Raw genomic sequence first — 23,421 nt, 5'->3', positions numbered from 1 at the left:
TACTCAAAACATTAAAAAGTAAATGTTTTATCGGAGAAAAACATGGCTGAAGAAACCATCTTTAGTAAGATCATTAATAAAGAAATCCCTGCAGATCTGCTATATCAAGACGACTTAGTAACGGCGTTTCGCGATATCAACCCTCGCGCTCCTAGTCATATCCTAATTATCCCGAACAAGCTGATTCCTACAACTAACGATGTTGAAGTGGAAGATGAAGCGATGATGGGACGCATGTTTACTGTTGCTCGTAAGTTAGCAAAAGAAGAAGGTATTGCCGAAGATGGTTACCGTCTTATCGTAAACTGTAACTCTCACGGCGGCCAAGAGGTATACCATATTCACATGCACTTAGTCGGTGGTCGTCCGCTTGGGCCGCTATTGATTAGCTAGTTGAATAATCAGTTGGTTGAATAACTAGCTAGTTGAGTGATTAGTTAGTTGATTACTTAGCTAGTTGGATAAATTGTAGGTTGTATGCCAACTTTAAACTTCATTTGTTGTCTGAATACTGGCATCAATTGGGCGAAGTGATTTTTTTAAACGTATTAAGTTATAAAAGTATCGTTTTGCCATTAATCGTACAGAAGTTGGCATTTAAAACATGCACGGAGACGTTAAGTGAAGCAACAGTTTAGATTCGCTTCTATTGCCCTGTTATCGGCGCTGACCGCAGGTTGCGCGAGTATGTCGGCAGGAAGTCTGTTCAGCCATTACAGTGCACAAAACCAAGAGATATACCAAGCAGTAAAATCTGGAGATTATTCAGAGGCTCAACAAGAGTTACCAGATTATGCGGCAGGAGATATTCTTGATAATTTTGAAAGGGGCAGAATTAACCTGCTTGATCAAAAGTATCCAGAAAGTAAGTCTTCGTTTGAATTGGCTGATCAGGCAGTAAAAGATCAACAAAGCAAAGCAGTAATTTCTATTTCAGACAGTGCAACCAGCGTGGGTGCGTTGGCTGTGAATGACAATATTACCGAGTATGCGCCGCCTGATTACGAGTTGGGCTTTCTTCATCTCTATCTCGGTTTAAATTATCTTAAGAAAAATGATTTAGAAGGTGCGGTGATAGAAATGCGTCGCGCCAACCAGGTACAAGAACAAGCAAAGAAACAGCGCGAAGCCGAGCTAGAAAAAGCAGCTAGCGATGCTAAATCTCAAGGTTTGTCTGCCAATGTCGGTAGCATCCTTGCGAATTACCCTGATGCGGGTAAAAAGCTGCAATCTGTACAAAATGCATATTTGATGTTTTTGTCGGGGCTGCTTTATGAAGCGTCCAATGACTTAAACAGCGCATATGTTGACTATCGACGTGCTCTGGCCGTTATGCCGGAAAACCAAGAAATCATCGATCGAACGATGGCGACAGCCGCTCGTTTAGGAATGCGACAAGATTTAGCAACACTTGAAAAGCGCTATAAGCAATCTTCTAAGTTAGGTGGTGGGCAAGGGCGAGTGATTGTTCTTCAAGAGCAGAGTGCTGTTCAAGCTATGGATAGTTGGCGACTAGATTTACCTATTTATGACAGTCGCGATCAGGGGGCAATATACTCTTTGGCGTTGCCATACTACCCAAGCCAAAACGTAGAACGCTTTTCTGCTTTACGAATCAATGGGCAACCATTGTCTGAAAGTTTAATTACTGACGTAAATGCGATGGCTCAGAATGACTTGTCTGAACGTATGACGAGTATCGTGATTCGCCAAGCGCTACGTGTGGTGGCTAAAGACCGTATCCGTAAAGAAGCGACCAAAGGCAACGATGTGGGTAATATTTTGTTCAACGTGTGGAACGTATTCACGGAGCAACCAGACACTCGCAGTTGGCAATCATTGCCTGCAGAGATTAAGAGCAGCACATTTGTAGCAAATAGCGGTCAATATACGTTGGAAGCAGGTACTAAAACGTATGATTTTGATATTCGAGAAGGGCAGACCACCTTGGTTTGGATTTCTCGACAAGGAAACAACGCAACAATGTGGCATAAACAGCTAGGGAGGCTGTAATGAAAAAGTGGTTAGTGAGCTTAGCAGCGGTTATGGCTCTGGCTGGTTGTGCTGATAATACAGCTGGCGTAAGAGTTGATAGCCTGACTCAGAACGTTTTCTTTGGTGACAAGGTATTGGGTAGCCGTCTATTGGTTGAAGATATCCGCACTGACCAAGTCGATGGTCACACTAGAGGGATTGTTCGTTTAAACAGTAACTATAAAGGCGATCAAAATATCCTTTATCGTTTCTACTGGTACGACGATGCAGGCCTGGAGGTCAACCTTAAACAAGGTCCTTGGAAGCAAGCGATTGTTCGCGGTTTTGAAAGTATTTCGTTGTCGGAAGTGTCGGTAAACCCGAACGCAACTCAGTTTAGAGTTCAGTTCCGAGAGCAGTAAGCTAGATTTTAAGAAGCGGACCCTTTTGGTTCGCCAATATAAGCATTTAAGAGTGAGGGTAACCCCACTCAGTGATAAGTTGAGGAAACAAAATGAAAAAGAGTGTCGTTGCGCTACTAGGTTTAGCGGTTATTTTAGGCGGTTGTTCAAACAAGGTAAGCTACGGTGATGCACAAGCAGTAGAAACCACGACAATCGATTTCGGTTCAACTGACCTTCAAACGATTGCGGGTGAAATGGTCGATAGCATGATGGCGTCTGGTTCAGTGTCTTACATCACTCGTGAGCAACGTCCAATCGTGTTCGTAGAGCGAATCAAGAACAAAACCAGTGAGCACATCGATACTGAGTCAATCACTGACACTATCAGTACTAAAATGCTGAACTCTGGTAAGTTCCGTTTCGTTGATATGGACCGCGTAGAGTCTGTTCGTGACCAATTGAACTTCCAAAACAATGATGAGCTTGTAAACCAAAGCTCAGCGATTCAGTTCGGTAAGATGGTTGGCGCGCAGTACATGTTGTACGGCAACCTATCAAGCATCGTTAAGAAAGACGGTAGCGACGAAGACGTTTACTACAAAATGACTATGCGTCTAATGGATCTTGAGTCTGGCTTGATTGAATGGGCTGATGAGACTGAAATCCGTAAGCAACAATCTAAGAGCCTATTGGGTCTTTAATTTCGCTTACTTGCCAACTATGCGCAGCCAGTATTGACAATGTCTAGTCTAGTCTTGACTGCGCTTAATCTTGGCAGCGTATAGCTTGGCCACGCGCGAAGGCAGTACATTGTGCACTGTTAATGAAGAGACACTGGCTTTTGGTCAGTGTCTTTTTTGTAGGGAAATGAAGACGTTTATAGGGATGAATAATGGCAATTTTTTCTTGGTCTGAAGCTAAGCTTCTTGATACCAGTCTGAGTTCGCTTGATAGTCACTTTTCTGAGCCGCCAATTAAGGCACAGACTCTGACTGGAGGGTTGACTAACCGTTGTTGGAAATTGGTTTCAGTCGATGGCAGCGAGTATGTTTGGCGTCCGATTACATCAATCACCAAAGCGTTCTTCATTTCTCGTCATGAAGAGTATCAAGTGCTCTCTGCGATTGAACGTCTTGGTCTTGGGCCTAGCCCTATAGTCGTTAATGAGAGCGGGCTATTGGTCGAATGGATTGCTGGCGATACGCTCTACGAAGGTTTAGATCTTGATGATTTGTTGAAAACGCTGATCTCTGTGCATTTGGTTAACACTAAGCGATTACCTCTCCAGCCATTTAGTTTCACGTCGCGAGTCGACCATTATTGGCTCCAACTTGATGCTATTCATAAAACTGACGTCTACACTCAAATTTATCAACAATGGCGCGTGGCTCCGAGTATCCCAAATCTAGGCTTGTCTTTATGTCACTTTGATTTGGGTGGTTACAATCTAGTGAAGAATAGCGACGGGATTAAGATTATTGATTGGGAGTATGCAGCGTTAGCCGATCCTAGGCTCGATCTAACATTGACAATTTCGGTTGCTGGCGTTCCAGTCACTGAATCTGTTCAGAAGTATTGTCAGTTGCGAGGTATTCATGATGTTCAGCCTTGGCTCGACGGTGTAGAGGCCTGGTTGCCACGCAGTAGAATGATGGCCATGTTGTGGTATTTACTTGCACATCAACTGTGGGGCGATGAAAGTTACCTACATGAAGCAGAGGCTCTGAGTCACACTTTCTGTAGTTAGGATCACGTTTAGGAAGTGAAAAATATAATTTCGGTGCTCTTCCCTTTAAAACCTTATTTTTCATGTTAGATTAATCTAAGCGTACCAGCATTCAACGGGGGAGGTACAAATGATTATTTACTTGCACGGCTTCGATTCTACAAGCCCTGGCAACCACGAAAAAGTACTGCAGTTGCAATTCATTGATGATGACATTCGTTTCATCAACTACAGTACTTTGCACCCAAAACACGATATGCAACACTTGCTCAAAGAAGTGCATAAAGTGATTGAACAATCAGACGATCCGCATCCAATTATTTGTGGTGTAGGATTAGGCGGTTTTTGGTCTGAGCGTATTGGTTTCTTGTGTGGTATTAAGCAGGTGGTGTTCAACCCCAATCTGCAGCCTGAGAACAATATGGTTGGCAGAATTGACCGTCCAGAAGAATACGAAGATATCGCAACTAAGTGTGTGGCTCAGTATCGTATGAAGAACAAAGGACGCTGTTTAGTGGTACTTTCTCGTGAAGATGAAATCCACGATAATACCAAAACTGCCGCAGCGCTCGAAGACTACTACGATATTATCTGGGACGAAAAAGAGAGTCATAAGTTCACAAAAATTTCTCAACATCTTCAAGCAATGAAAGCCTTCAAGAACGCTTAATTATTGGTTTATTTTATAAAAGCAGCACTCATCGAGTGCTGCTTTTTTTATATCTGAAACCGAAAGACGATGACTGATAAATCTGTTGAATGTGTTTTATCGACGAGTTTGCGCAATCGTTAACTAATTAGTGGCGAATCCTCATTAAGGGTTAGGATTTTTGTTGCGGTCATCTTTTTGCTATATATAATGTTCTGAAGAAAAATATTTTGATAAATATCAAGAAAAACTGAGAGCGAGTGATAAACTTGCCCACTATTTGTGCTCTACCTCTCAGGTAGTCACCTTTTATCCATGTAAACAGGACCTCAAACCTAAGTTTGTTGTTCGTATCCCTCTAACTACTCGTGAGTTGCTGTTATTCATTTTCGCAGTTATCAGATAAGCCATAGCCTTTAAGCGCAAGGCGAGTAGATACATAGAATTTATCGGCTGGAGTATTCGAGCTGAACCCCATTTATTCATTTTGTAGAGGATTGTCATTTTGACAAAAATTATCGTAGTAGGCGGCGGTGCTGGTGGTTTAGAACTAGCAACTAAGCTAGGCCGCACTTTAGGTCGTAAAAAGCGTGCCCAGATTACTCTGGTAGACCGTAAAGCGAGTCACCTATGGAAACCATTACTTCATGAAGTAGCAACCGGTTCATTGGATGAAGGCGTGGATGCTTTGAGCTACCGCGCTCATGCAAAAAACCATTACTTCGATTTTCAAATGGGCAGCCTAAACGACATCGATCGTGAGCGTAAAGTGATTGCACTGAGCGAGCTTACCGATGATCACGGTGAACTGCTTATGCCAAGTCGTGAGCTTGAATACGATATTCTAGTGATGGCTCTCGGTTCAACGTCAAACGATTTCAATACTCCTGGCGTTCGTGACAACTGTATTTTCCTTGATAGCCCAGAACAAGCACACCGTTTCCGTACTGAAATGAACAACCAGTTCTTAAAACTGCACGCTAAGAATGGCCAAGGTACAGTCGATATCGCGATTGTTGGTGCTGGGGCGACAGGTGTAGAGCTTTCTGCTGAGTTGCACAACGCGGTTAAAGAGCTTCGTACTTACGGCTTCGGTGATCTAGATTCAAGCAAGCTGAACGTTAACCTTGTTGAAGCGGGGGAGCGTATCCTTCCTGCTCTACCACCTCGTATTTCGAGCGCAGCACACTCTGAGCTTACTAAGCTTGGTGTTACTGTGCGTACGACTACAATGGTTACACAAGCTGATGCTGACGGCCTAACGACTAAAGATGGTGAGAAGATCCCAGCACAAATCATGGTTTGGGCTGCAGGTATTAAAGCGCCAGATTTCATGAAAGATATTGGTGGTCTTGAGACTAACCGTATCAACCAATTAGTTGTGAAAAACACGTTGCAAACGACGCTTGATGACAATATTTTTGCTATTGGCGACTTGGCGCAATGTACACAAGCTGATGGTTCATTTGTTCCACCTCGTGCACAAGCCGCTCACCAAATGGCAAGCTGTGCATTTGGCAATATTATCGCCAAGCTAAACGGCCGTGACCTTAAAGATTACATCTACAAAGATAAAGGCTCGCTTGTTTCATTAAGCCGCTTCTCTACGGTAGGTAGTCTGATGGGTAACCTGACTAAAGGTTCTATGATGGTTGAAGGTCGTATTGCTCGTATCGTTTACATTTCTTTGTACCGCATGCACCAAATGGCGCTGCACGGACTAATCAAAACATCGTTGATGATGCTGGTTGGTCGTATTAACCGTGTACTTCGCCCAAACCTAAAGCTTCACTAATCAGTTAAGCCTTATAAAGGTGGTTACGCTGATGATAAAAAAGAGCTCTTCGGAGCTCTTTTTTGATCGTGTCGATTAAGTGATATTTGAATTTTTAACTGCTTATCATCTTTGTTAGCGGATTCGGGCTAAGCTGTTGGCGGTAATACTGAGTAAACCACGCCATCTTTTGGCTTACCGTTAAAAACAAAGCGATTCTTCGCAATCGTTTCTCGTTCGGCGCCACATTTCTCTATCAGTCTTTGGCTTGGTCGGTTTTCTGTATCGCAAACAATTTCCAAGCGCGTTAATTTCAGTTGAGCAAAGCAAAACTCAAATAGGGCCTGCATCGCTTCTTTCGCGATCCCTTTTCTTTGAAACCGGTCACCTACCCAATAGCCTAAACTCGCCATATTAAAGGTGTGGTATAGCTCATTAATGGCAACCATGCCGACCAGTTTATCGCTGTTGCGTTCGAAAATACCAAAGCCAAACGCATCAGATTTAACCCAATTTAAACGAGTTGCAAGAATGAATCTTTCTGCTTCTACGATAGAAAATTCGTCGTGGCACCAATCAACCCATGGAAACAAGCTCGGAGATGATTGAACCAGTTGAGAAAATTGTGGAGCGTCAGAAGCTTCAATAATCTTGAGGCTGAGGTGTTGGGTATTGATTTGAAAATCAGGGCTCATAGGACGTACCAATTAACATTGTAAGTACTAATAAAACGCCCTCACAATGGAGGGCGTCTTGAATCATTAATCCATACAACTCAGTATTTATCTAGCTCAATATCTATATAGATCAGTACTCATGTAAGTCACTATTTATATAATCAAAGCTGAGTTGTTTACGAATGAATTCTTATTCTTATACAGCGACTTACTGCGCTACGCGTCGAACTTGAATCACCATACCAAGCAGAGGGTGATCAAGGTAATGAGTCTCTGTACTACGCATGCGACGTTTTTGGTCCATACGGTAGCTCTTTAGGAATTCTTCTACTTCAACTGTCGGAGAAATCTCAGTTAAGTTACCGACTTGAACGTTACTTTCTGCACCACTTACGGGTGAATCTAGCTCAATTTGTTGTTCTTGTAGAGTGACTTCACGAACGCTTGGTGCTTTTAAATCCAGTGTGGTTTCAGCGTATAGGTAGTGCTGCACGTAGATTTGTAGTTTGCCGTCTAACTCGTAAAGCGGTTTATCGATGGTCTCTTCTTGGAAGCCATCAGCACCTGTTGTTGTAGTTGTTGTCGTAGTAACGGCTCCTTTTTCTGAGCCGTCGGCATTAAAATCTTTAGAGAAGTCTTTACCTGCTTGAATGTGGAAGACAGGCGCTGAGCTCTTACCTTGATCACCTTGACGCCAAGCTGTATGCATTAGAACTTCAAAGCCAGCGTGTTTACGTAGCTTATCTTTTTGAGGCGTTAGCTTGTATTCCGAGTAAGGAAGCATCTGGACGCCTTTCTTTGCTCGGTATTGGGTGTCTTGAAATGAACCCACGCGCTCAAGTGAAATCTTAGGCTGTGTGTTTGGCCAAGATTCATTCACTTTTTCTGCATCAACTGCGCGCTTAAAAATGATCACTTCTATATCAAATTGTCTCTGCGCCAAACTTGGCAATGAGACGAACAATAGTAGCAGTGGGATCAGTCTTTTCATTTTTACTCCGTCTTCCAGCCGATCTATCGGCTGGATAATTTATATGTGCAAGTGGATTGAGTCTTAAGCTGATGGCAGCAAGTTTTGCCTGAATTCGCCCAATAAATCACTAACAAATTGAATTCGTTTCCGTCTGTCGACCAATGGTATCGTAAACTTGAACTTTGTTGGTCCTTCCATTGAAAACTTTTGCGGTTGAGATTGCAATAGTTTAACAAGGTAGGCTGGGTTTATGTCAGCATCTGGGTAGAATTCTAAGAATCCGCCCTTGTCGTGAGCTTCAATTTTCTTCGCTTTAATTGACGCAGCCGCTAATTTTAGCTCAGAAACTGATAATAAGTTCTTGGTTGCATCAGGAAGACTACCAAAGCGGTCGATCAGCTCAACTTTCAGCTCTGCCAGTTCATCCGTGTCACTGACGCTCGCAATACGTTTGTAGGTCGATAATCGAGTATTGATGTCTGGAATATAGTCGTCTGGTAATAGCGCAGGCAGACGCATTTCAATTTCAGTTTGCTCACGCAATAGGTCATCAAGAGATGGCTCTCGGCCTTCTTTTAGTGCCTCAACTGCTTGTTCAAGCATTTCCATGTAAAGGGTAAAACCAACCGATTGGATTTGGCCACTTTGTTCATCACCTAACAACTCACCCGCGCCACGAATTTCTAAATCATGGGTTGCTAAGGTAAAGCCCGCACCGAGATCTTCCAAAGAGGCAATCGCGTCTAAACGCTTGATCGCATCTTTAGTCATTGCCTTCGGGTGTGGCGTCAGCATGTACGCGTAAGCTTGATGGTGTGAACGACCCACACGACCACGTAATTGGTGCAATTGTGCTAAACCGAGGTTATCGGCTCTGTCCATCAAGATAGTGTTCGCCGTAGGAACGTCGATACCTGTTTCGATGATGGTGGTACATACCAACAAGTTAAAGCGCTGGTGGTAGAAGTCATTCATGATGCGTTCTAGTTCGCGTTCACGCATTTGACCATGAGCCACCGTTACTCGAGCCTCTGGAATCAGTTTTTGCAGTGATTCCGCCGTTTTCTCAATGGTGTCAACTTGGTTATGCAGGAAGTAAACCTGACCACCACGCATGATCTCACGGAGTACCGCTTCTCTGACCATGGCATCGTCACTTTCGCGAACGAAGGTTTTTATTGCTAAGCGTCGTGCTGGTGGTGTTGCGATGATCGACAGATCACGCATGCCGCTCATAGCCATGTTCAACGTACGCGGAATCGGTGTTGCGGTTAGCGTTAGGATATCGACATCCGCGCGCATTGCTTTCACTTTTTCTTTCTGTCTAACACCAAATCGGTGCTCCTCATCGACAACCAATAAGCCAAGATCTTTAAACTTAATGTCGCTAGAAAGTAGCTTATGGGTACCGACCAAGATATCGACCTTGCCGTCGGTGACATCTTGCATAATTAACTTCTGCTCTTTGGCGGATTTGAATCGAGACAGAACTTCGACACGAATCGGAAGGTTCGCAAAACGGTCTCGGAAGTTTTCAAAGTGTTGCTGAGCAAGCAGGGTGGTTGGTACTAACACCGCTACTTGTTTGCTGTTGTCGGTACACACAAACGCCGCGCGCATTGCGACTTCTGTTTTACCAAAACCAACATCACCACATACCAAGCGATCCATGGCTTTAGCTTGGCACATGTCAGACATCACCGCGTTGATAGCCATGGCTTGGTCGTCAGTTTCTTCAAATGGAAATCCAGACTTGAAGGTCGCGTATTGATCGCGGTCGAGTACAAATTTGTAGCCAGGTTTTAGCTCACGCTTGGCGTATACATCAAGCAATTCCGCTGCAACATCACGTACTTTTTCAGCCGCTCGTTTACGAGCTTTCTGCCATGCTTCACCGCCAAGCTTATGCAACGGCGCAGAATCTTCAGCACCACCAGAGTAGCGTCCAATTAAGTTTAAAGAAGCAACAGGCACGTATAACTTGGCATCGTTTTGATACTCAAGCGTTACGTATTCGGTTTTCATGCCGCCGGCTTCGAGCGTTTGCAGGCCGATATAGCGACCAATACCGTGGTCAATGTGAACAACAGGCTGACCCGGTTTAAGTTCAGCTAGGTGACGGATTACTGTGTCGCTGTTAACGCTTTTCTTATCTTTCTTGCGACGTTGAATAACGCGATCGCCCAACAGGTCGCTTTCACAAATAAGGGCTATATTTTGTGCTTCATGGATAAAGCCATGCTCAGCTGAGCCTAATATCAGGCTGAACTTATCTTTAGCTTTAATTGCCGCGTCGAGGTTTTTAACCTCACTTGGTCTTACCTTGATGCCTCTAAGCAATTCACTAAGTGCTTCACGACGACCTTCAGATTCTACAGAAAAGACGACTTTGCCATCGAAGGCCTCGGTGAATTTTCTTAGATTAGCGAGAGGTTCTTTATTCTGATGTTGAACACTAAGATCAGGCAGAGACGCAACCGGTAAATTGACACGCCCAGCTTTCTCTTCAATCGAGTCTAAGCTCAGGTTGACCTGAGGCTTCTGTTTGAAGTGTGCGAATAGTTCGTCTTTCTTTAGCCAAAGTTGTTCTGGTGTTAGCAGAGGGCGTAATGGGTCAACACCCCGTTGCTCGTATCGGTGAGCAACGTCGGTAAGGAAAGAATCAACGGCGGTTTCTACGTCACCAAGAATTAAGATTTGTGCTTCATCCGCAACATAGTCGAATAAGGTTTCGGTATGTTCGAAAAACAGCGGCTGCCAATATTCTATACCAGCAGGCCAAGTGCCTTTAGAAACCTGCATATAGATAGATTCTGGTTCACGGCGCGCATCGAATTGCTGACGCCAGCGAATACGGAAATCTTCGATTGCGCTTTCTGAGGTTGGAAACTCATGAGCAGGCAGCAATCGAATCTCAGATATGTCTTCGATAGAGCGTTGATTCTCAGGATCAAACGTTCTAATTGTATCGATCTCGTCATCGAAAAAGTCGATACGATAGGGATCTTTGCTACCCATAGGGAATAGGTCAAGAATAGAACCACGGCTAGCATATTCACCCGGGCCAAATACTTGATCAACATAACGGTAGCCAGATTTTTCAAGCTGAAGGCGCAGTTTTTCTAACGAGTACAGATCGCCCATTTTCACCATTAGAGTGTGCTGTAACAAAAAGTCGCGAGGTGACTGACGTTGCAATAGTGTACTGATCGGTACGATTGTGATGCCGTCTTTTAGAGTCGGCAGTGCATAAAGACGCGCGATCCTATCTGAAATGATCTCTTGGTGCGGCGAGAAGTTGTCGTATGGCAACGTTTCCCAATCGGGGAATAATGCAACTTCATGGGCTGTAAACTGTTCAATTTCAGATTGAAGTTTCAGCGCGATTTGTGGGTCCGTTACAGCCAGTACGGTATGGCTGTTATGCTGCTCCGCAAGTTTAGCGATAGCAAGCGCGAGAGATGAACCAACTAGGTTACCGATGTGTTTTTTATCACCAGCGCCTTTGAGTTTAGGTAGTGTGAAAATGGATTGTTTTGTCATGTCTATTTACTTGTTATCTCGTTCTAAAGAGCGTTGACGTAAGAGCTTTTGTTGTTGATGAAGGGCTGCCTTGATTAACAAATCTTGGTCAGTATCACGAAGATGAGCATATTTAAATTTGATTTCGAAGCCTGAATCTTTAGGCTCGCTAGCGAAAACTTCCGCATAGCAATAAATAGCAGCGGCAGGGTGCTCGATAAAAAGCTTGGCTTTTACTAAGCGGCCCAGCTCTATGTCTGTTTTTGAAAAACAGGAAAATTGACTCGCACCAAATGAGTAGGTGTGGGTACGAAATTGCTCATCATCTTGTTGCGACAACATAAAGCTCAACAAGAGGTTTAATTTAGAGTTTTGTGCATCCAATAAACTAATGACATTCTTCAAGTCGCTGTTTTTCAGTTCGTTGCGAGCACTGTCGGCCAATAGATCCAATTGGCTAAATTCACTTGCCACAACAAACGGGGCAGGGATCTCGGATTCAAATTGAATTTGAGAGGGTAAAGTGAAGTTACTTTCCATTGGTTCTATATTAGCGGTAAGGCTGTGGTGAACGGTGAAAAACTCTTGTTCTGTCATGCGTTAGTTCCTTGAAGTGATCTATTGATTATCGCTATGTGGCCGCAGTAATCAAGGTCAGTTAATTGAAAGTCTCAAATAGTTGTTTGAAATCTCGCAATTTAACAAGGTTCTGTTTTTCAAGCCTAACTAATTGAGTTAATTCACTCTATATTTTCAATTACCCCCTACACAGTAACAACAATACCCGTTACATTAACCCGCATCCCTTTTTGATGGTTCAAAGTATGTTTCATCCTATTTCAATGTTTGTTGGCCTGCGTTATTTGAAAGGCCGTTCAGGTGATCGCTTTAGCCGTTTTGTTTCTTACATGTCGACGGCAGGCATCACCATTGGCGTACTGTCTTTGATTACTGTTTTATCGGTAATGAATGGATTCGAAGCGCAGTTAAAAGACCGAATTCTTGGTGTTCTTCCTCAAGCTGTGGTTTATGAGCACGGAGGAACAACCTCTCTTTCTGAACAAGCCCCAAGCTTTGCAGAACAAATGTCTCTTAATGGTCACGTTGAACCGATTGTGCGTAGTGAGGCAGTGATTCAAAGTCCGGCTCAACTGTCTGCAGGCCTATTGATTGGCATCGAACCTAATTCGGACGACCCACTTCAAAACCACTTAATTGCGGGCAGATTGTCTTCACTGAAAGCAGGGCAATATCAGTTGTTTCTCGGTCATACTTTGGCGAGAAACTTGAAAGTATCAATGGGTGACAAAGTTCGTTTAATGGTGACCAGTGCTAGTCAATACACACCTCTAGGACGTATTCCAAGCCAACGAAACTTCACAGTAGCGGGTATCTTCAATACGGGATCTGATATCGATGCTCAATTGATGGTGACAGATATCCAAGATGCCGGGCGTTTGATGCGTTACAAGTCTGACACGATTTCAGGTTGGCGACTGTTTTTTGATGACCCATTTGAAGTGGCAGAATTATCAAACCAGCCTCTGCCTGAAGGTTGGGTATGGAGCGACTGGCGTGACCAACGCGGTGAGCTATTTCAAGCCGTTCGCATGGAAAAAAACATGATGGGTTTGATGCTTGGGTTGATCATCGGTGTTGCTGCTTTCAATATTATCTCAGCGTTGATTATGGTAGTGATGGAGAAGCAATCTGAGGTTGCGATTCTTAAAACCCAAGGCATGACCGATGGTCAAGTTATGGGGATCTTCATGGTCCAAGGAGCAAGTAGCGGCGTGATTGGTGCTTTATCTGGTGGCGTATTAGGCATTATTTTAGCCATGAATCTCAATACTATTTTAGAAGCGATGGGCGTTGCTCTGTTCTCGTTTGGTGGGCAACTGCCAATTTTAATTAACCCAATTCAAATCGCCGTTGTTGTGGTTCTGGCTATTGCACTTAGCTTGATTGCCACTGTGTTCCCTTCTTATCGTGCATCGTCTGTGAAACCTGCTGAGGCCCTTCGTTATGAGTAATTTTCTTCAATGTAATGATATCCGTAAAACGTACCGTGAAGGCTCGTTAGATACAGAGGTGCTCAAGGGAGTCAGCTTCGAAATCGATAAAGGTGAGCTGGTTGCAATCATTGGTACCTCTGGTTCTGGTAAAAGTACCTTACTTCATATCTTAGGTGCTCTAGATGATGCTTCAGCGGGAAGTGTGAGCTTTCTCGACCAAGATTTAGCGTCTTTGAGCTCGAATAAACAAGCGAAGCTTCGCAACCAACATCTTGGGTTTGTTTATCAATTTCATCATCTTCTTTCAGACTTTTCAGCGTTAGAAAACGTGGCGATGCCTTTGCTTATTGGTGGTGAAAAGCCAGCTAAAGCAAAAGAAGAAGCGCAACGCCTGTTGGATAAAGTTGGATTGAGTCATCGTGTTGACCACCGACCTTCAGAGCTTTCTGGTGGTGAGAGGCAGCGTGTGGCGATTGCTCGCGCGTTGGTTAACAAACCGGCGTTAGTGCTGGCCGATGAGCCAACCGGTAACCTTGACCACAACACGGCACTGTCTATTTATGACTTAATGCGTGAGTTGAACCGTGAATACGACACTGCCTTTTTGGTCGTCACTCATGATGGGGAACTTGCAGGCAAGATGGATCGTCAATTGCACATGCAAGACGGATTGTTGGTCAACGTAGAAAAAGAGGAGAGCTAAGTGTTTTCTTCTTTATCCTTATTGATTGGCGGCCGATTTAGCCGAGCAAAACAACGAGACAAGATGGTGTCGTTTATCTCTTTGTCATCGACGATTGGTATTGCAGTTGGTGTGGCTGTGATCATCATTGGCTTATCTGCCATGAATGGCTTTGAGCGTGAACTGCAGTCACGAGTGCTTTCTGTTATCCCACATGGTGAATTCGAGGGAGTGAATGAGCCAGTTACTCGCTGGGAGCATGTGATTGAGCAATCGGTGAAAAATGACAAAGTCGTCGCGGCTGCGCCTTATGTTAAAATTACTGCGCTTGCTGAAAAGGGCAAAGAGTTAAAAGCGATTGAAGTCAGAGGCGTTGATCCTCAACTTGAGAAGCAGGTATCTAGCCTTTCTAGTTTCATAGACAAACAAGCTTGGAGTGAATTTAAAGCGGGGCAACAACAGATCATTCTGGGTTCTGGTGTGGCGAATGTGCTTGGCGCGAAAGTCGGTGACTATCTGACTTTGATGATTCCCACAGTTAATGGTTCAGTGAAGGTGCAAGCACCGAAGCGTGTACGCGTTAAAGTGGTCGGTTTGTTGACGCTTAACGGTCAGATAGATCATAGCTTAGCTTTAATCCCTCTTGGTGATGCCCAAGTTTATGCCAACTTAGGTGAGGGTGTTACTGGGGTTTCTTTGAAAGTCACCGATGTTTTGAACGCGAACTCCATTGTGCGTGAAGTGGGTAATCAGCTTGATGTTTATGTCTACCTGCGCAGCTGGCAACAGAAGTTTGGTTTCTTATATCGTGATATTCAATTGGTTCGCACTATCATGTATCTAGTCATGGTATTGGTTATTGGCGTGGCTTGTTTCAACATTGTCTCAACGCTGATGATGGCAGTAAAAGACAGAGCCTCTGAGATCGCCATTTTAAGAACCATGGGCGCATCGGACGGTCTTGTGAAGCGTATCTTTGTTTGGCAGGGTGTATTTTCGGGCGTACTAGGAAGTTTAATTGGCAGTGCGATAGGTGTCTTAGTGGCACTCAATCTAACGACTATTATCAAAGGACTTGAAAAGCTGATCGACCATCAGTTCTTATCGGGCGACATCTACTTTGTCGACTTCTTGCCATCACAGCTCGACATGATGGATGTCGTTGTAGTTTCAGGTACGGCGATTGTTTTAAGTCTACTGGCTACATGGTATCCAGCATCACGAGCGGCGAAGTTAAATCCAGCCTCGGTGCTTAGCTCTAAATAGCGATTTGTTATTAATTGTATTAACTTTTAACAAAAAATAAGTCGCGCTTCGATAGATACAAAAAAAGGATCCCTGATGGGATCCTTTTTTATTGAATTCAAACTGCATTTTTTACGACTTTGGTTACATACCAATCTTGCACAGGCCTATGACTCGTCTGATTTTTACTGTTGTCCGTTTAAAATAACGAGTAGACGAGTATAGATTCAATACCTTGCTTGTCGTTTCTTCCAGCTTCTTACTACTGAGTAGCGCCATAAACCGCGAATACCAAAATAGCCAATCATCGCTGAAACCACGCCACAAATTAGACAACCTAATAGGAATGGAGGTCCTATCGTACTCATTTGCGCCAAGATGAAGTCCCATGACAGTTCGAAATGAAATGCTTGAGGTGGCACATGCATAACAAAAGCTCCGACTTTATAAGCAAAGTAGAAGAGCACTGGCATGGTGACTGGGTTGCTTATCCAAACGAGTGCAACAGCCAGTGGCAGATTTACACCACATGCAACAGCAAGGCCTGCGGACATAATCATTTGACTTGGTAGAGGGACAAACGCCATGAATAACCCAACAGCGAACGCACCAGCCGCAGAGCGACGATTAAGGCACCATAGATTGGGGTTGTACAAAACATTGCCAAAAACTTTCAATGCTTTCTGACGCTTGATGAGCTCATGGTCAGGCATAAATCGTTTGATAAACTTTCTTGGCATAGGAGGAAGCTACTCTCTTGTTTAACACTTGGTTCTTGATTTCATTCGCTGCGACAGTTGTGTCAGCCAGCTTTTGGCCTGTGATGCCACATTGGGTTTGGGCACCATTGATGCTGTTATTACTTCTAGCATCAACAAAGTATAGCGTTTTCCGGAGTGGAAGAGGTTCAGTAACAGCATTGATACTGGTTATCTGCCTAGGAAATATGATTGAAATGCAGACAAGTCGATTATTTCAATCAGGGCAGAATACTACCATAAATGCGTCAGTTGTTAGCCTTTTTAGTGAAAATAGCCATGGTTTTGAAAGTGTAATAGTAGCTAGATCAATTGGCGGTGAAAAAATAATCTTTCCTCAATTGATAAAACTGAGACTATTTACACCTTTCAAGTTAACGCTTGGAGACAGTGTCTACTTATCAACTTCAATAAAACCCGTTTTGGGCAAATTAAATGAAGTGGGCTTTGATTTGGAAAAGCACCTGTTTAGTGCAGGCATTGTTGCTAACGCAACTTACAGGGCTGACACTAAGTATAGAATTCACTCTAGTACGAATTTGCGTTCTCTGTGGTTCGAAAGCAGCCTAAAAAGGCTAAGTCGGCTGGTGAATGCCGACCTCATTATTGCTTTGAGTTTTGGTTATCGTGACCTTATAGACACTCAGCGATGGGATTTGCTCAAAAGTAGTGGCCTTATTCACTTGATGGCTATTTCGGGGCTGCATATTGGTATCGCCTTTGGAATAGGTTATCAATTGGGGAAGTTAGTCAGATTGCTATCACCTAGACTCCTTTGGTTACCGACATTATTTGGGCTAGGGTTGGCGTATTTCTACAGTTGGTTTGCAGGGTTTACGTTACCGACATTAAGAGCGCTAGTGATGTGTGTTATCGCGAGCTATTTCTTGTGGCGAGGTCAAAATATCAGCTTGATTCGATATGTGGTCTTGAGTCTTTGTGTCGTGTTGTTAATTTGGCCATTTTCGGTACTTTCGAGTAGCTTCTGGCTCTCATTTGGAGCGTTAGCAGCCGTTCTTTATATTGCTTCTAATACTCATCTTTCTTCTTACAAAAGCCCTCTAGTCACAAAACTCTTCAAGCTATTCAAAATCCAGTTAATGCTGACGTTGTTACTGGCTCCTTTTTCAATGCTGTTCTTTCAGGGGGTTAGTTTGGTCTCGGTGTTATACAACTTTTTTTTGCTACCTTGGATTTCGATAGTGACGATTCCTTTGTTGTTCTTAGCGATGTTTATCAGCTTAATATTTGAATCCATCTGGGCAGAGAACAATATCGTTGGTTATTTGTGGACTCTGGTGGATTTATCGCTTACGCCCGTTGTTTTGGCTCTGCCTTTCTCTGAACGCTTTTGGATCACGGTTGATGATGAACTCGCTGCCTTGTTTGTGTTTTTCATTTTTCTATTGGGTCTTTTACGTCATTACTTCCATCGCAAAATGCTGTTTTTCGCTAGTGCTGTATTTGTTTTGTGGTGGGAATTTGGCAAGTTGAAACAAGACGTATTGAGAGTCGATATCTTGGATGTTGGACATGGTTTGTCGGTTGTTCTTCAAAAAAATAACCGGATTGTTGTTTATGATCTTGGTAATGCTTGGCCGGGCGGGTCTGTGGTTGAGTCGCTATTGATACCTACGATAGAAAGAAGGGGAATAAAGGAACTTGATGGGGTGATTGTCAGTCATTTCGATTCTGACCATGCAGGTGGATATCAGGCATTGCTTTCTCACTATAACCCTAAATGGATACGCGCTAGCCAAAGACTTAAACCGCCAGTCTCACTCAATAGTCCGTCTACGTTTAATGATCAAGCTTGTGTGATTGGAGAGTCTTGGTACTGGCAAGATGTCGAATTTGAGGTCTTGTGGCCCCCTCAAAGTGTTGAGAGAGCATATAACCCTCATTCATGTGTTGTCCGCATCTATGAGCCAAGCACTGAGCTTTCGATGCTTCTTACCGGAGATATTGAATTAGTCAGTGAGTGGTTACTTGCACGCGAAGCTACGCGACTCAAAAGTGATGTAATGTTGGTTCCTCATCATGGTAGCTCAACCTCTTCTATTGCTCGATTTATCGAGGCTGTTTCTTCACAGTTGGCTATCGCTTCATTGTCTAAAGGAAACCAGTGGGGTATGCCAAGCCAGTCTGTAGTAGAACGTTATCGAGAAGCCGGAAGTACGTGGCTAGATACGGGTGAAAGCGGGCAAATAACCATCACTACCAGTAAGGAAGGTTGGAAATATCATACGATTAGAGAACATCAGGGGAGGCAGTGGTATAGGCAGATGCTTCGTAAGGGAGTAGAATAGATAGATTATTGTGAGAAAATTAAGCGATTCTATGTCAACAGAAACAGATGAAACCACTTGGGTCACATTTAAAAGACTTTGGACTTATATTCGACTGTATAAGGCAGGCCTTGGTGTTGCGGTAATTGCGCTTATTATAAATGCCGTCTCTGATACCTATATGATTTCTTTACTAAAGCCTTTACTTGATGAAGGCTTTGGTAACGCTGAGTCTGATTTTTTACGCACTCTCCCTATTATTATCTTTGCCATGATGTTCATCCGTGGTGTGAGTGGCTTCGTCTCAACCTACTGCTTGAGTTGGGTCTCTGGCAACGTGGTGATGGAGATTCGTCGTAAAATATTCAGTCACTTTATGCACATGCCGGTATCTTTCTTTGATAAAGAGCAAACTGGTGCATTACTCTCTCGCATTACTTACGATTCAGAACAAGTTTCTGCAGCAACCAGTAAGGCTTTGGTCAGTATTGTGCGTGAAGGTGCTAGCATCATTGGCTTGTTGACGCTGATGTTCTGGAATAGCTGGCAGTTGTCTTTGGTGCTATTTGCTGTCGCCCCTTTTGTTGCGTGGGCAATCAGTATCGTATCTAAGCGATTCAGAAAAATCTCTAAAAACATGCAAACCAGCATGGGTCATGTTGCTTCTTCGGCAGAACAAATGCTGAAAGGCCATAAGGTGGTGCTAACTTACGGTGGTCAAGACTTAGAAAGAGGTCGTTTTGATACTGTCAGTAATCAGATGCGCCAACAGAGCATGAAGTTGGTAACGGCTCAAGCGGCTGCAAACCCGATTATTCAGATGATTGCCTCTATCGCGATTGTTGTTGTTCTTTATCTCGCCAGTGTTGAATCGATTAAAGCAGAGCTAACGGCAGGTACATTTACGGTTGTATTCTCGGCCATGTTTGGCTTACTACGTCCACTAAAAGCGTTAACCAATGTAACGTCGGAATTCCAACGAGGTATGGCGGCGAGTACCACTCTATTTGGTTTAATGGACTTAGATACTGAGCAAAACAAGGGTACGCTGAAACCTGAAACCGTAAATGGTGAAGTTGCGGTAAAAGATGTGACATTTACTTACCAAGGTGCTGAGAAACCAGCGCTTGATAAGGTCAGTTTTAATATACCGAAAGGTAAAACTGTTGCCCTTGTTGGTCGTTCAGGTTCAGGTAAGAGTACGATTGCTAATCTGTTTACTCGTTTTTATGACGTGGATTCTGGTTCTATCGAACTGGATGGACACGATATTCGTGATTACGAATTGAGAAATCTACGTGAGCACTTTGCGCTTGTTTCTCAAAATGTACACCTGTTTAACGATACGGTAGCCAACAACATTGCTTACGCAGCAGAAGCTAAATATTCTCGCGAACAAATCGAACACGCGGCTAAGCTTGCTCATGCTACTGAATTTATCGAAGGCATGGAAAACGGCATTGATACGATTGTTGGTGAGAATGGGGCAAGTCTATCTGGCGGCCAAAGGCAACGTATCGCTATTGCAAGAGCGTTGTTAAGAGAGGCACCAGTGTTGATTCTTGATGAAGCCACATCGGCATTAGATACGGAATCTGAACGAGCGATTCAGTCTGCACTTGAAGAGCTGCAAAAAGACAAAACGGTATTGGTTATTGCTCACCGATTGTCGACCATCGAACAGGCTGATGAGATCTTAGTGGTTGATGATGGTCGTATTGTAGAAAGAGGTGCACACGCGGAGCTAATCGCGCATGATGGCGCTTATGCACAACTCCACCGAATTCAGTTCAGCGGATAAGATTAGGTCTTTGTTGTGATCGAAAAGATTTGGTTTAACAATCATCCGTTAAAATACCTTCTTTGGCCGCTGCTGTGGCCATTGAGTCTGCTTTTCAAAATGATCAGCGGTCAAAGACGTGACGCCTATCTATCCGGTAAAAAAGAGACCTATCGTCCACCTATGCCTGTGATTGTTGTTGGTAACATAACAGCTGGAGGCAATGGAAAAACGCCTGTCGTGATTTGGTTAGTTGAAATGCTTCAAGCTCATGGTTTTAAGCCCGGAGTCGTTTCTCGAGGCTACGGAGCGAAAGCACCAAGCTACCCATTAGTGTTGGACGAAAATACACCAGCTGAGCATTCAGGTGATGAGCCTCGTTTGATTCGCAAACGGACTGGTGCGCCTGTCGCGGTCGATCCTGTACGAGCAAATGCGGTGAAGGCTTTACTGAAAGAAGGCGTTGATGTCATTATTACTGATGATGGTCTTCAGCATTATGCCCTTGAACGCGATATTGAGTTTGCCGTTATTGACGGTGTTAGACGCTTTGGTAATGAGAGTCTTATTCCTTTGGGTCCATTGAGAGAACCTGTATCTCGTTTGGATAGTGTGGATTTTTTGGTCAACAATGGTGGTAAAGCACAAGGGCGAGAGTTCTCAATGTCTTTGCTACCGAGCAAAGCAGTTAACCTAAAGACTGGCCAGAAAGTGTCGGTAACAGATTTGCAGAAGCTCGTGGCCTTTGCTGGTATTGGTCATCCGCCACGCTTTTTTAAAACATTGGAAGATCTTGATGGTGATGTGATTTTTACACAAGGCTTTGCCGACCATCAAGATTTTGATAAAGATGAACTTCATGCCTTAGCAAACAAAGGTATGAATATGATTATGACAGAAAAAGACGCTGTAAAATGCGAAGAATATGCTCAAGATAACTGGTGGTATCTTCCTGTTTCCACGCAGTTTGATGAATATTCGCAACAGCAAATTTTAAAAAGAATAAAAGAGGTTATGGAATACTATGGATCACCGTCTACTTGAGATCGTTGCTTGCCCTGTATGCAAAGGTAAACTAACTTTTGACAAGGATAAGCAAGAGCTTGTTTGTAAAATTGACCGCCTTGCTTACCCAATTAAAGAGGGTATTCCTGTTCTCTTAGAACCTGAAGCTCGCACTGTTTCAATGGACGAGGGTAAGTAATGTCTTATACGGTTGTTATACCTGCAAGATACCAATCGAGCCGCCTACCAGGTAAGCCTCTTGCTGATATTGGTGGAAAGCCGATGATTCAATGGGTATATGAGCAATCAATGAAGGCGGGTGCAGATAAGGTTATTATCGCGACCGACGACGCTCGAGTTGAAAAAGCGGCTAAAGCATTTGGCGCGACCGTTTGTATGACATCACCGAATCATGAGTCCGGTACCGAACGTCTAGCTGAAGTGATTAAAGCGATGAACATTCCTGATGACCATATTATCGTGAATGTTCAGGGGGACGAGCCACTTATTCCGCCTTCAATCATTAATCAGGTGGCAAATAACCTCGCGAACAGCACAGCACCAATGGCAACATTGGGTGTGGAAATCACTCATGCTGATGAAGTGTTTAATCCTAATGCTGTTAAAGTTGTGACCGATAAAGACGGCTACGCTCTGTATTTTAGTCGTGCAACGATCCCTTGGGATCGTGATGCTTACGCTAACAACGGTACTGCCGCTGAGTCTCCTTTACTGCGTCACATTGGCATCTACGCTTACCGAGCTGGTTTTATTAATACTTACATTAATTGGGAACCGAGCACTTTAGAACGTATTGAGTGTTTAGAGCAGTTACGAGTGTTGTGGTATGGTGAAAAAATCCATGTAGACGTCGCTATGGAAGCTCCTGCTGCAGGCGTTGATACTCCAGAAGACTTAGAAGCGGTTCGTGCCATTATTGGCTAAGCTTGTCTCAGTTACCTCTACAAGATCTTTAAGCCTCGTTTATTATGAGGCTTTTTTGTGTCTATAAAAGCAGGTGAGAGTCTTATTGACTTAAGATGATTGATATTGAGTCGGTTGCATTCATCTATGTATCACCAAGTTTGAATTATCTGAGATTTACCTCGCTCGAGTTTCAATTTTTCTTTATAATATGCCGCCTATAAAGTAGTGGCTAATCGCTAGTACAGAATAAAACTTACGACAAAACGTGGAGTAAAAGATGCCTTCTCAAAGCCCAGTGATTACGGTTGATGGACCAAGTGGTGCAGGTAAAGGTACCCTGTGTATGTTGCTAGCAGATAAGCTAGGTTTTCATCTTCTAGACTCAGGAGCGATCTATCGCGTACTGGCTTTAGCAGCAATTCACCACGGTGTTGATACTGAATCAGAAGATGCTTTAGTACTGCTTGCTACCCACTTGGACGTTCAGTTTATTGCTGAAGGCGACTTAGTTAAAGTTATCCTTGAGGGTGAAGATGTGTCTAGTGAACTTCGTAAAGAAGAAACAGGCATGGCGGCTTCGAAAGTTGCAGCTTTACCTCGTGTTCGTGAAGCACTACTTCGTCGTCAACGCGCATTCAGCACAGCTCCAGGTTTAGTTGCTGACGGCCGTGATATGGGAACGGTTGTGTTTCCTGAAGCTGAAGCAAAAATATTTTTAGATGCAAGTGCTGAAGAGCGTGCGAGCCGCCGCCTTAAACAGTTGCAACAGAAGGGGTTAGATGTTAAATTTGACGACCTTTTGAGCGAGATCCAAGAGCGAGACGACAGAGATCGTAATCGCCCAGTGGCGCCACTTCGCCCTGCAGAGGATGCTCTAGTGCTTGATTCCACCTCAATGAATATTGAGCAGGTAGTAGAAAAAGCACTACACTATATTGAATCGAAACTGGCTGGGTAATTTCGCCGAGCTAGTACGAGCGTTGGTCGCAAGGATGATGACCGGCGAATTTATCAACCCCATG

At 43.8% G+C, this 23,421-nt stretch carries 21 protein-coding genes; 16 read left to right on the top strand and 5 right to left on the bottom strand.

Annotated elements, in window-relative coordinates; genetic code table 11:
* The first annotated feature begins 42 nt into the window (after positions 1-42).
* From hinT to OCV36_RS10595, 7 genes are all read left to right on the top strand, one after another.
* The gene (gene hinT, locus OCV36_RS10625; protein ID WP_010439874.1) at positions 43-393 is read left to right on the top strand and encodes a purine nucleoside phosphoramidase; all 351 of its coding nucleotides are present in this window, start codon (positions 43-45) and stop codon (positions 391-393) included.
* 228 nt (positions 394-621) lie between these two features.
* Positions 622-2,013, top strand: coding sequence for a COG3014 family protein (locus OCV36_RS10620; protein WP_017073875.1), 1,392 nt, complete (start codon positions 622-624; stop codon positions 2,011-2,013).
* Positions 2,013-2,396: a YcfL family protein gene (locus OCV36_RS10615; protein ID WP_102551552.1), complete on the top strand. Its 384-nt coding sequence runs from the start codon at positions 2,013-2,015 to the stop codon at positions 2,394-2,396. The genes OCV36_RS10620 and OCV36_RS10615 overlap by 1 nt, the downstream gene beginning before the upstream one ends.
* A 92-nt stretch (positions 2,397-2,488) precedes the next feature.
* On the top strand, positions 2,489-3,079 hold the full coding sequence (gene lpoB, locus OCV36_RS10610) for a penicillin-binding protein activator LpoB (protein ID WP_004736264.1): 591 nt from the start codon (positions 2,489-2,491) through the stop codon (positions 3,077-3,079).
* 191 nt (positions 3,080-3,270) lie between these two features.
* Entirely contained in the window at positions 3,271-4,125 is an 855-nt protein-coding gene (locus OCV36_RS10605) for a phosphotransferase (protein ID WP_135456634.1), read from the top strand.
* A gap of 109 nt (positions 4,126-4,234) precedes the next feature.
* On the top strand, positions 4,235-4,774 hold the full coding sequence (ycfP, locus tag OCV36_RS10600; RefSeq protein ID WP_017073873.1) for an alpha/beta hydrolase YcfP: 540 nt from the start codon (positions 4,235-4,237) through the stop codon (positions 4,772-4,774).
* A gap of 484 nt (positions 4,775-5,258) precedes the next feature.
* A complete protein-coding gene (locus OCV36_RS10595) occupies positions 5,259-6,548 on the top strand; it encodes an NAD(P)/FAD-dependent oxidoreductase (RefSeq protein ID WP_017073872.1) in 1,290 nt (429 codons plus the stop codon).
* A 128-nt stretch (positions 6,549-6,676) separates the two neighbouring features.
* On the opposite strand, the gene OCV36_RS10590 is transcribed toward OCV36_RS10595, so the two are convergent.
* The 4 genes from OCV36_RS10590 to OCV36_RS10575 all read right to left on the bottom strand — a co-directional run bounded on the left by OCV36_RS10590 (position 6,677) and on the right by OCV36_RS10575 (position 12,296).
* Positions 6,677-7,222: a GNAT family N-acetyltransferase gene (locus OCV36_RS10590; protein WP_135456632.1), complete on the bottom strand. Its 546-nt coding sequence runs from the start codon at positions 7,220-7,222 to the stop codon at positions 6,677-6,679.
* 190 nt (positions 7,223-7,412) lie between these two features.
* Entirely contained in the window at positions 7,413-8,195 is a 783-nt protein-coding gene (locus OCV36_RS10585; protein ID WP_135456630.1) for a peptidoglycan binding protein CsiV, read from the bottom strand.
* A gap of 63 nt (positions 8,196-8,258) precedes the next feature.
* The gene (gene mfd, locus OCV36_RS10580) at positions 8,259-11,720 is read right to left on the bottom strand and encodes a transcription-repair coupling factor (protein WP_135456628.1); all 3,462 of its coding nucleotides are present in this window, start codon (positions 11,718-11,720) and stop codon (positions 8,259-8,261) included.
* 6 nt (positions 11,721-11,726) lie between these two features.
* The gene (locus OCV36_RS10575; RefSeq protein ID WP_102551558.1) at positions 11,727-12,296 is read right to left on the bottom strand and encodes a PilZ domain-containing protein; all 570 of its coding nucleotides are present in this window, start codon (positions 12,294-12,296) and stop codon (positions 11,727-11,729) included.
* Positions 12,297-12,523: 227 nt separating this feature from the next.
* Between OCV36_RS10575 and lolC the strand changes: the two genes are divergently transcribed.
* From lolC to lolE, 3 genes are read left to right on the top strand one after another with little or no spacing between them, the layout of a single operon-like run.
* Positions 12,524-13,732 carry a lipoprotein-releasing ABC transporter permease subunit LolC gene (lolC, locus tag OCV36_RS10570; protein WP_135456626.1) on the top strand — a complete coding sequence of 403 codons (1,209 nt, stop codon included), beginning with the start codon at positions 12,524-12,526 and terminating at the stop codon, positions 13,730-13,732.
* The gene (gene lolD / locus OCV36_RS10565; protein WP_017073299.1) at positions 13,725-14,417 is read left to right on the top strand and encodes a lipoprotein-releasing ABC transporter ATP-binding protein LolD; all 693 of its coding nucleotides are present in this window, start codon (positions 13,725-13,727) and stop codon (positions 14,415-14,417) included. The genes lolC and lolD overlap by 8 nt, the downstream gene beginning before the upstream one ends.
* Entirely contained in the window at positions 14,418-15,662 is a 1,245-nt protein-coding gene (gene lolE, locus OCV36_RS10560) for a lipoprotein-releasing ABC transporter permease subunit LolE (protein ID WP_102551560.1), read from the top strand.
* Between the two features lie 206 nt (positions 15,663-15,868).
* Here the strand turns inward: lolE and OCV36_RS10555 are convergent, their stop codons facing one another.
* Positions 15,869-16,381 carry a DUF2062 domain-containing protein gene (locus OCV36_RS10555; RefSeq protein WP_010439904.1) on the bottom strand — a complete coding sequence of 171 codons (513 nt, stop codon included), beginning with the start codon at positions 16,379-16,381 and terminating at the stop codon, positions 15,869-15,871.
* A gap of 215 nt (positions 16,382-16,596) precedes the next feature.
* Between OCV36_RS10555 and OCV36_RS10550 the strand changes: the two genes are divergently transcribed.
* The 6 genes from OCV36_RS10550 (at position 16,597) to cmk (ending at position 23,357) form a co-directional block, all read left to right on the top strand.
* Complete coding sequence (locus OCV36_RS10550) at positions 16,597-18,708, top strand: DNA internalization-related competence protein ComEC/Rec2 (RefSeq protein WP_390903443.1); 2,112 nt, start codon at positions 16,597-16,599, stop codon at positions 18,706-18,708.
* A 31-nt stretch (positions 18,709-18,739) separates the two neighbouring features.
* Positions 18,740-20,488, top strand: coding sequence for a lipid A ABC transporter ATP-binding protein/permease MsbA (gene msbA / locus OCV36_RS10545; RefSeq protein WP_135456622.1), 1,749 nt, complete (start codon positions 18,740-18,742; stop codon positions 20,486-20,488).
* A gap of 15 nt (positions 20,489-20,503) precedes the next feature.
* Positions 20,504-21,511 (top strand): tetraacyldisaccharide 4'-kinase, encoded by a 1,008-nt coding sequence (gene lpxK / locus OCV36_RS10540; protein ID WP_135456620.1) that lies wholly within the window; start codon positions 20,504-20,506, stop codon positions 21,509-21,511.
* Positions 21,492-21,671 carry a Trm112 family protein gene (locus OCV36_RS10535; protein WP_004736429.1) on the top strand — a complete coding sequence of 60 codons (180 nt, stop codon included), beginning with the start codon at positions 21,492-21,494 and terminating at the stop codon, positions 21,669-21,671. Before lpxK ends, OCV36_RS10535 begins: the two co-directional genes overlap by 20 nt.
* Positions 21,671-22,417: a 3-deoxy-manno-octulosonate cytidylyltransferase gene (gene kdsB / locus OCV36_RS10530; RefSeq protein ID WP_017073304.1), complete on the top strand. Its 747-nt coding sequence runs from the start codon at positions 21,671-21,673 to the stop codon at positions 22,415-22,417. Before OCV36_RS10535 ends, kdsB begins: the two co-directional genes overlap by 1 nt.
* Before the next feature lie 259 nt (positions 22,418-22,676).
* Positions 22,677-23,357: a (d)CMP kinase gene (gene cmk / locus OCV36_RS10525; RefSeq protein WP_017073305.1), complete on the top strand. Its 681-nt coding sequence runs from the start codon at positions 22,677-22,679 to the stop codon at positions 23,355-23,357.
* Positions 23,358-23,421 lie beyond the last annotated feature (64 nt).

It is taken from the genome of Vibrio echinoideorum, from assembly GCF_024347455.1.
GTDB classification, from domain to species: domain Bacteria; phylum Pseudomonadota; class Gammaproteobacteria; order Enterobacterales; family Vibrionaceae; genus Vibrio; species Vibrio echinoideorum.
This window is presented reverse-complemented; position numbering and strand designations above follow the sequence as displayed.

Excerpts from the sequence above, each read along its gene's own strand:
- hinT (WP_010439874.1), top strand. The coding sequence starts at position 43 with ATGGCTGAAGAAACCATCTTTAGTAAGATCATTAATAAAGAAATCCCT.
- OCV36_RS10615 (WP_102551552.1), top strand. The coding sequence starts at position 2,013 with ATGAAAAAGTGGTTAGTGAGCTTAGCAGCGGTTATGGCTCTGGCTGGT.
- lpoB (WP_004736264.1), top strand. The coding sequence starts at position 2,489 with ATGAAAAAGAGTGTCGTTGCGCTACTAGGTTTAGCGGTTATTTTAGGC.
- OCV36_RS10605 (WP_135456634.1), top strand. The coding sequence starts at position 3,271 with ATGGCAATTTTTTCTTGGTCTGAAGCTAAGCTTCTTGATACCAGTCTG.
- ycfP (WP_017073873.1), top strand. The coding sequence starts at position 4,235 with ATGATTATTTACTTGCACGGCTTCGATTCTACAAGCCCTGGCAACCAC.
- OCV36_RS10590 (WP_135456632.1), bottom strand. The coding sequence starts at position 7,222 with ATGAGCCCTGATTTTCAAATCAATACCCAACACCTCAGCCTCAAGATT.
- OCV36_RS10585 (WP_135456630.1), bottom strand. The coding sequence starts at position 8,195 with ATGAAAAGACTGATCCCACTGCTACTATTGTTCGTCTCATTGCCAAGT.
- mfd (WP_135456628.1), bottom strand. The coding sequence starts at position 11,720 with ATGACAAAACAATCCATTTTCACACTACCTAAACTCAAAGGCGCTGGT.
- OCV36_RS10575 (WP_102551558.1), bottom strand. The coding sequence starts at position 12,296 with ATGACAGAACAAGAGTTTTTCACCGTTCACCACAGCCTTACCGCTAAT.
- lolC (WP_135456626.1), top strand. The coding sequence starts at position 12,524 with ATGTTTCATCCTATTTCAATGTTTGTTGGCCTGCGTTATTTGAAAGGC.
- lolD (WP_017073299.1), top strand. The coding sequence starts at position 13,725 with ATGAGTAATTTTCTTCAATGTAATGATATCCGTAAAACGTACCGTGAA.
- OCV36_RS10555 (WP_010439904.1), bottom strand. The coding sequence starts at position 16,381 with ATGCCAAGAAAGTTTATCAAACGATTTATGCCTGACCATGAGCTCATC.
- OCV36_RS10550 (WP_390903443.1), top strand. The coding sequence starts at position 16,597 with ATGCAGACAAGTCGATTATTTCAATCAGGGCAGAATACTACCATAAAT.
- msbA (WP_135456622.1), top strand. The coding sequence starts at position 18,740 with ATGTCAACAGAAACAGATGAAACCACTTGGGTCACATTTAAAAGACTT.
- OCV36_RS10535 (WP_004736429.1), top strand. The coding sequence starts at position 21,492 with ATGGATCACCGTCTACTTGAGATCGTTGCTTGCCCTGTATGCAAAGGT.
- kdsB (WP_017073304.1), top strand. The coding sequence starts at position 21,671 with ATGTCTTATACGGTTGTTATACCTGCAAGATACCAATCGAGCCGCCTA.
- cmk (WP_017073305.1), top strand. The coding sequence starts at position 22,677 with ATGCCTTCTCAAAGCCCAGTGATTACGGTTGATGGACCAAGTGGTGCA.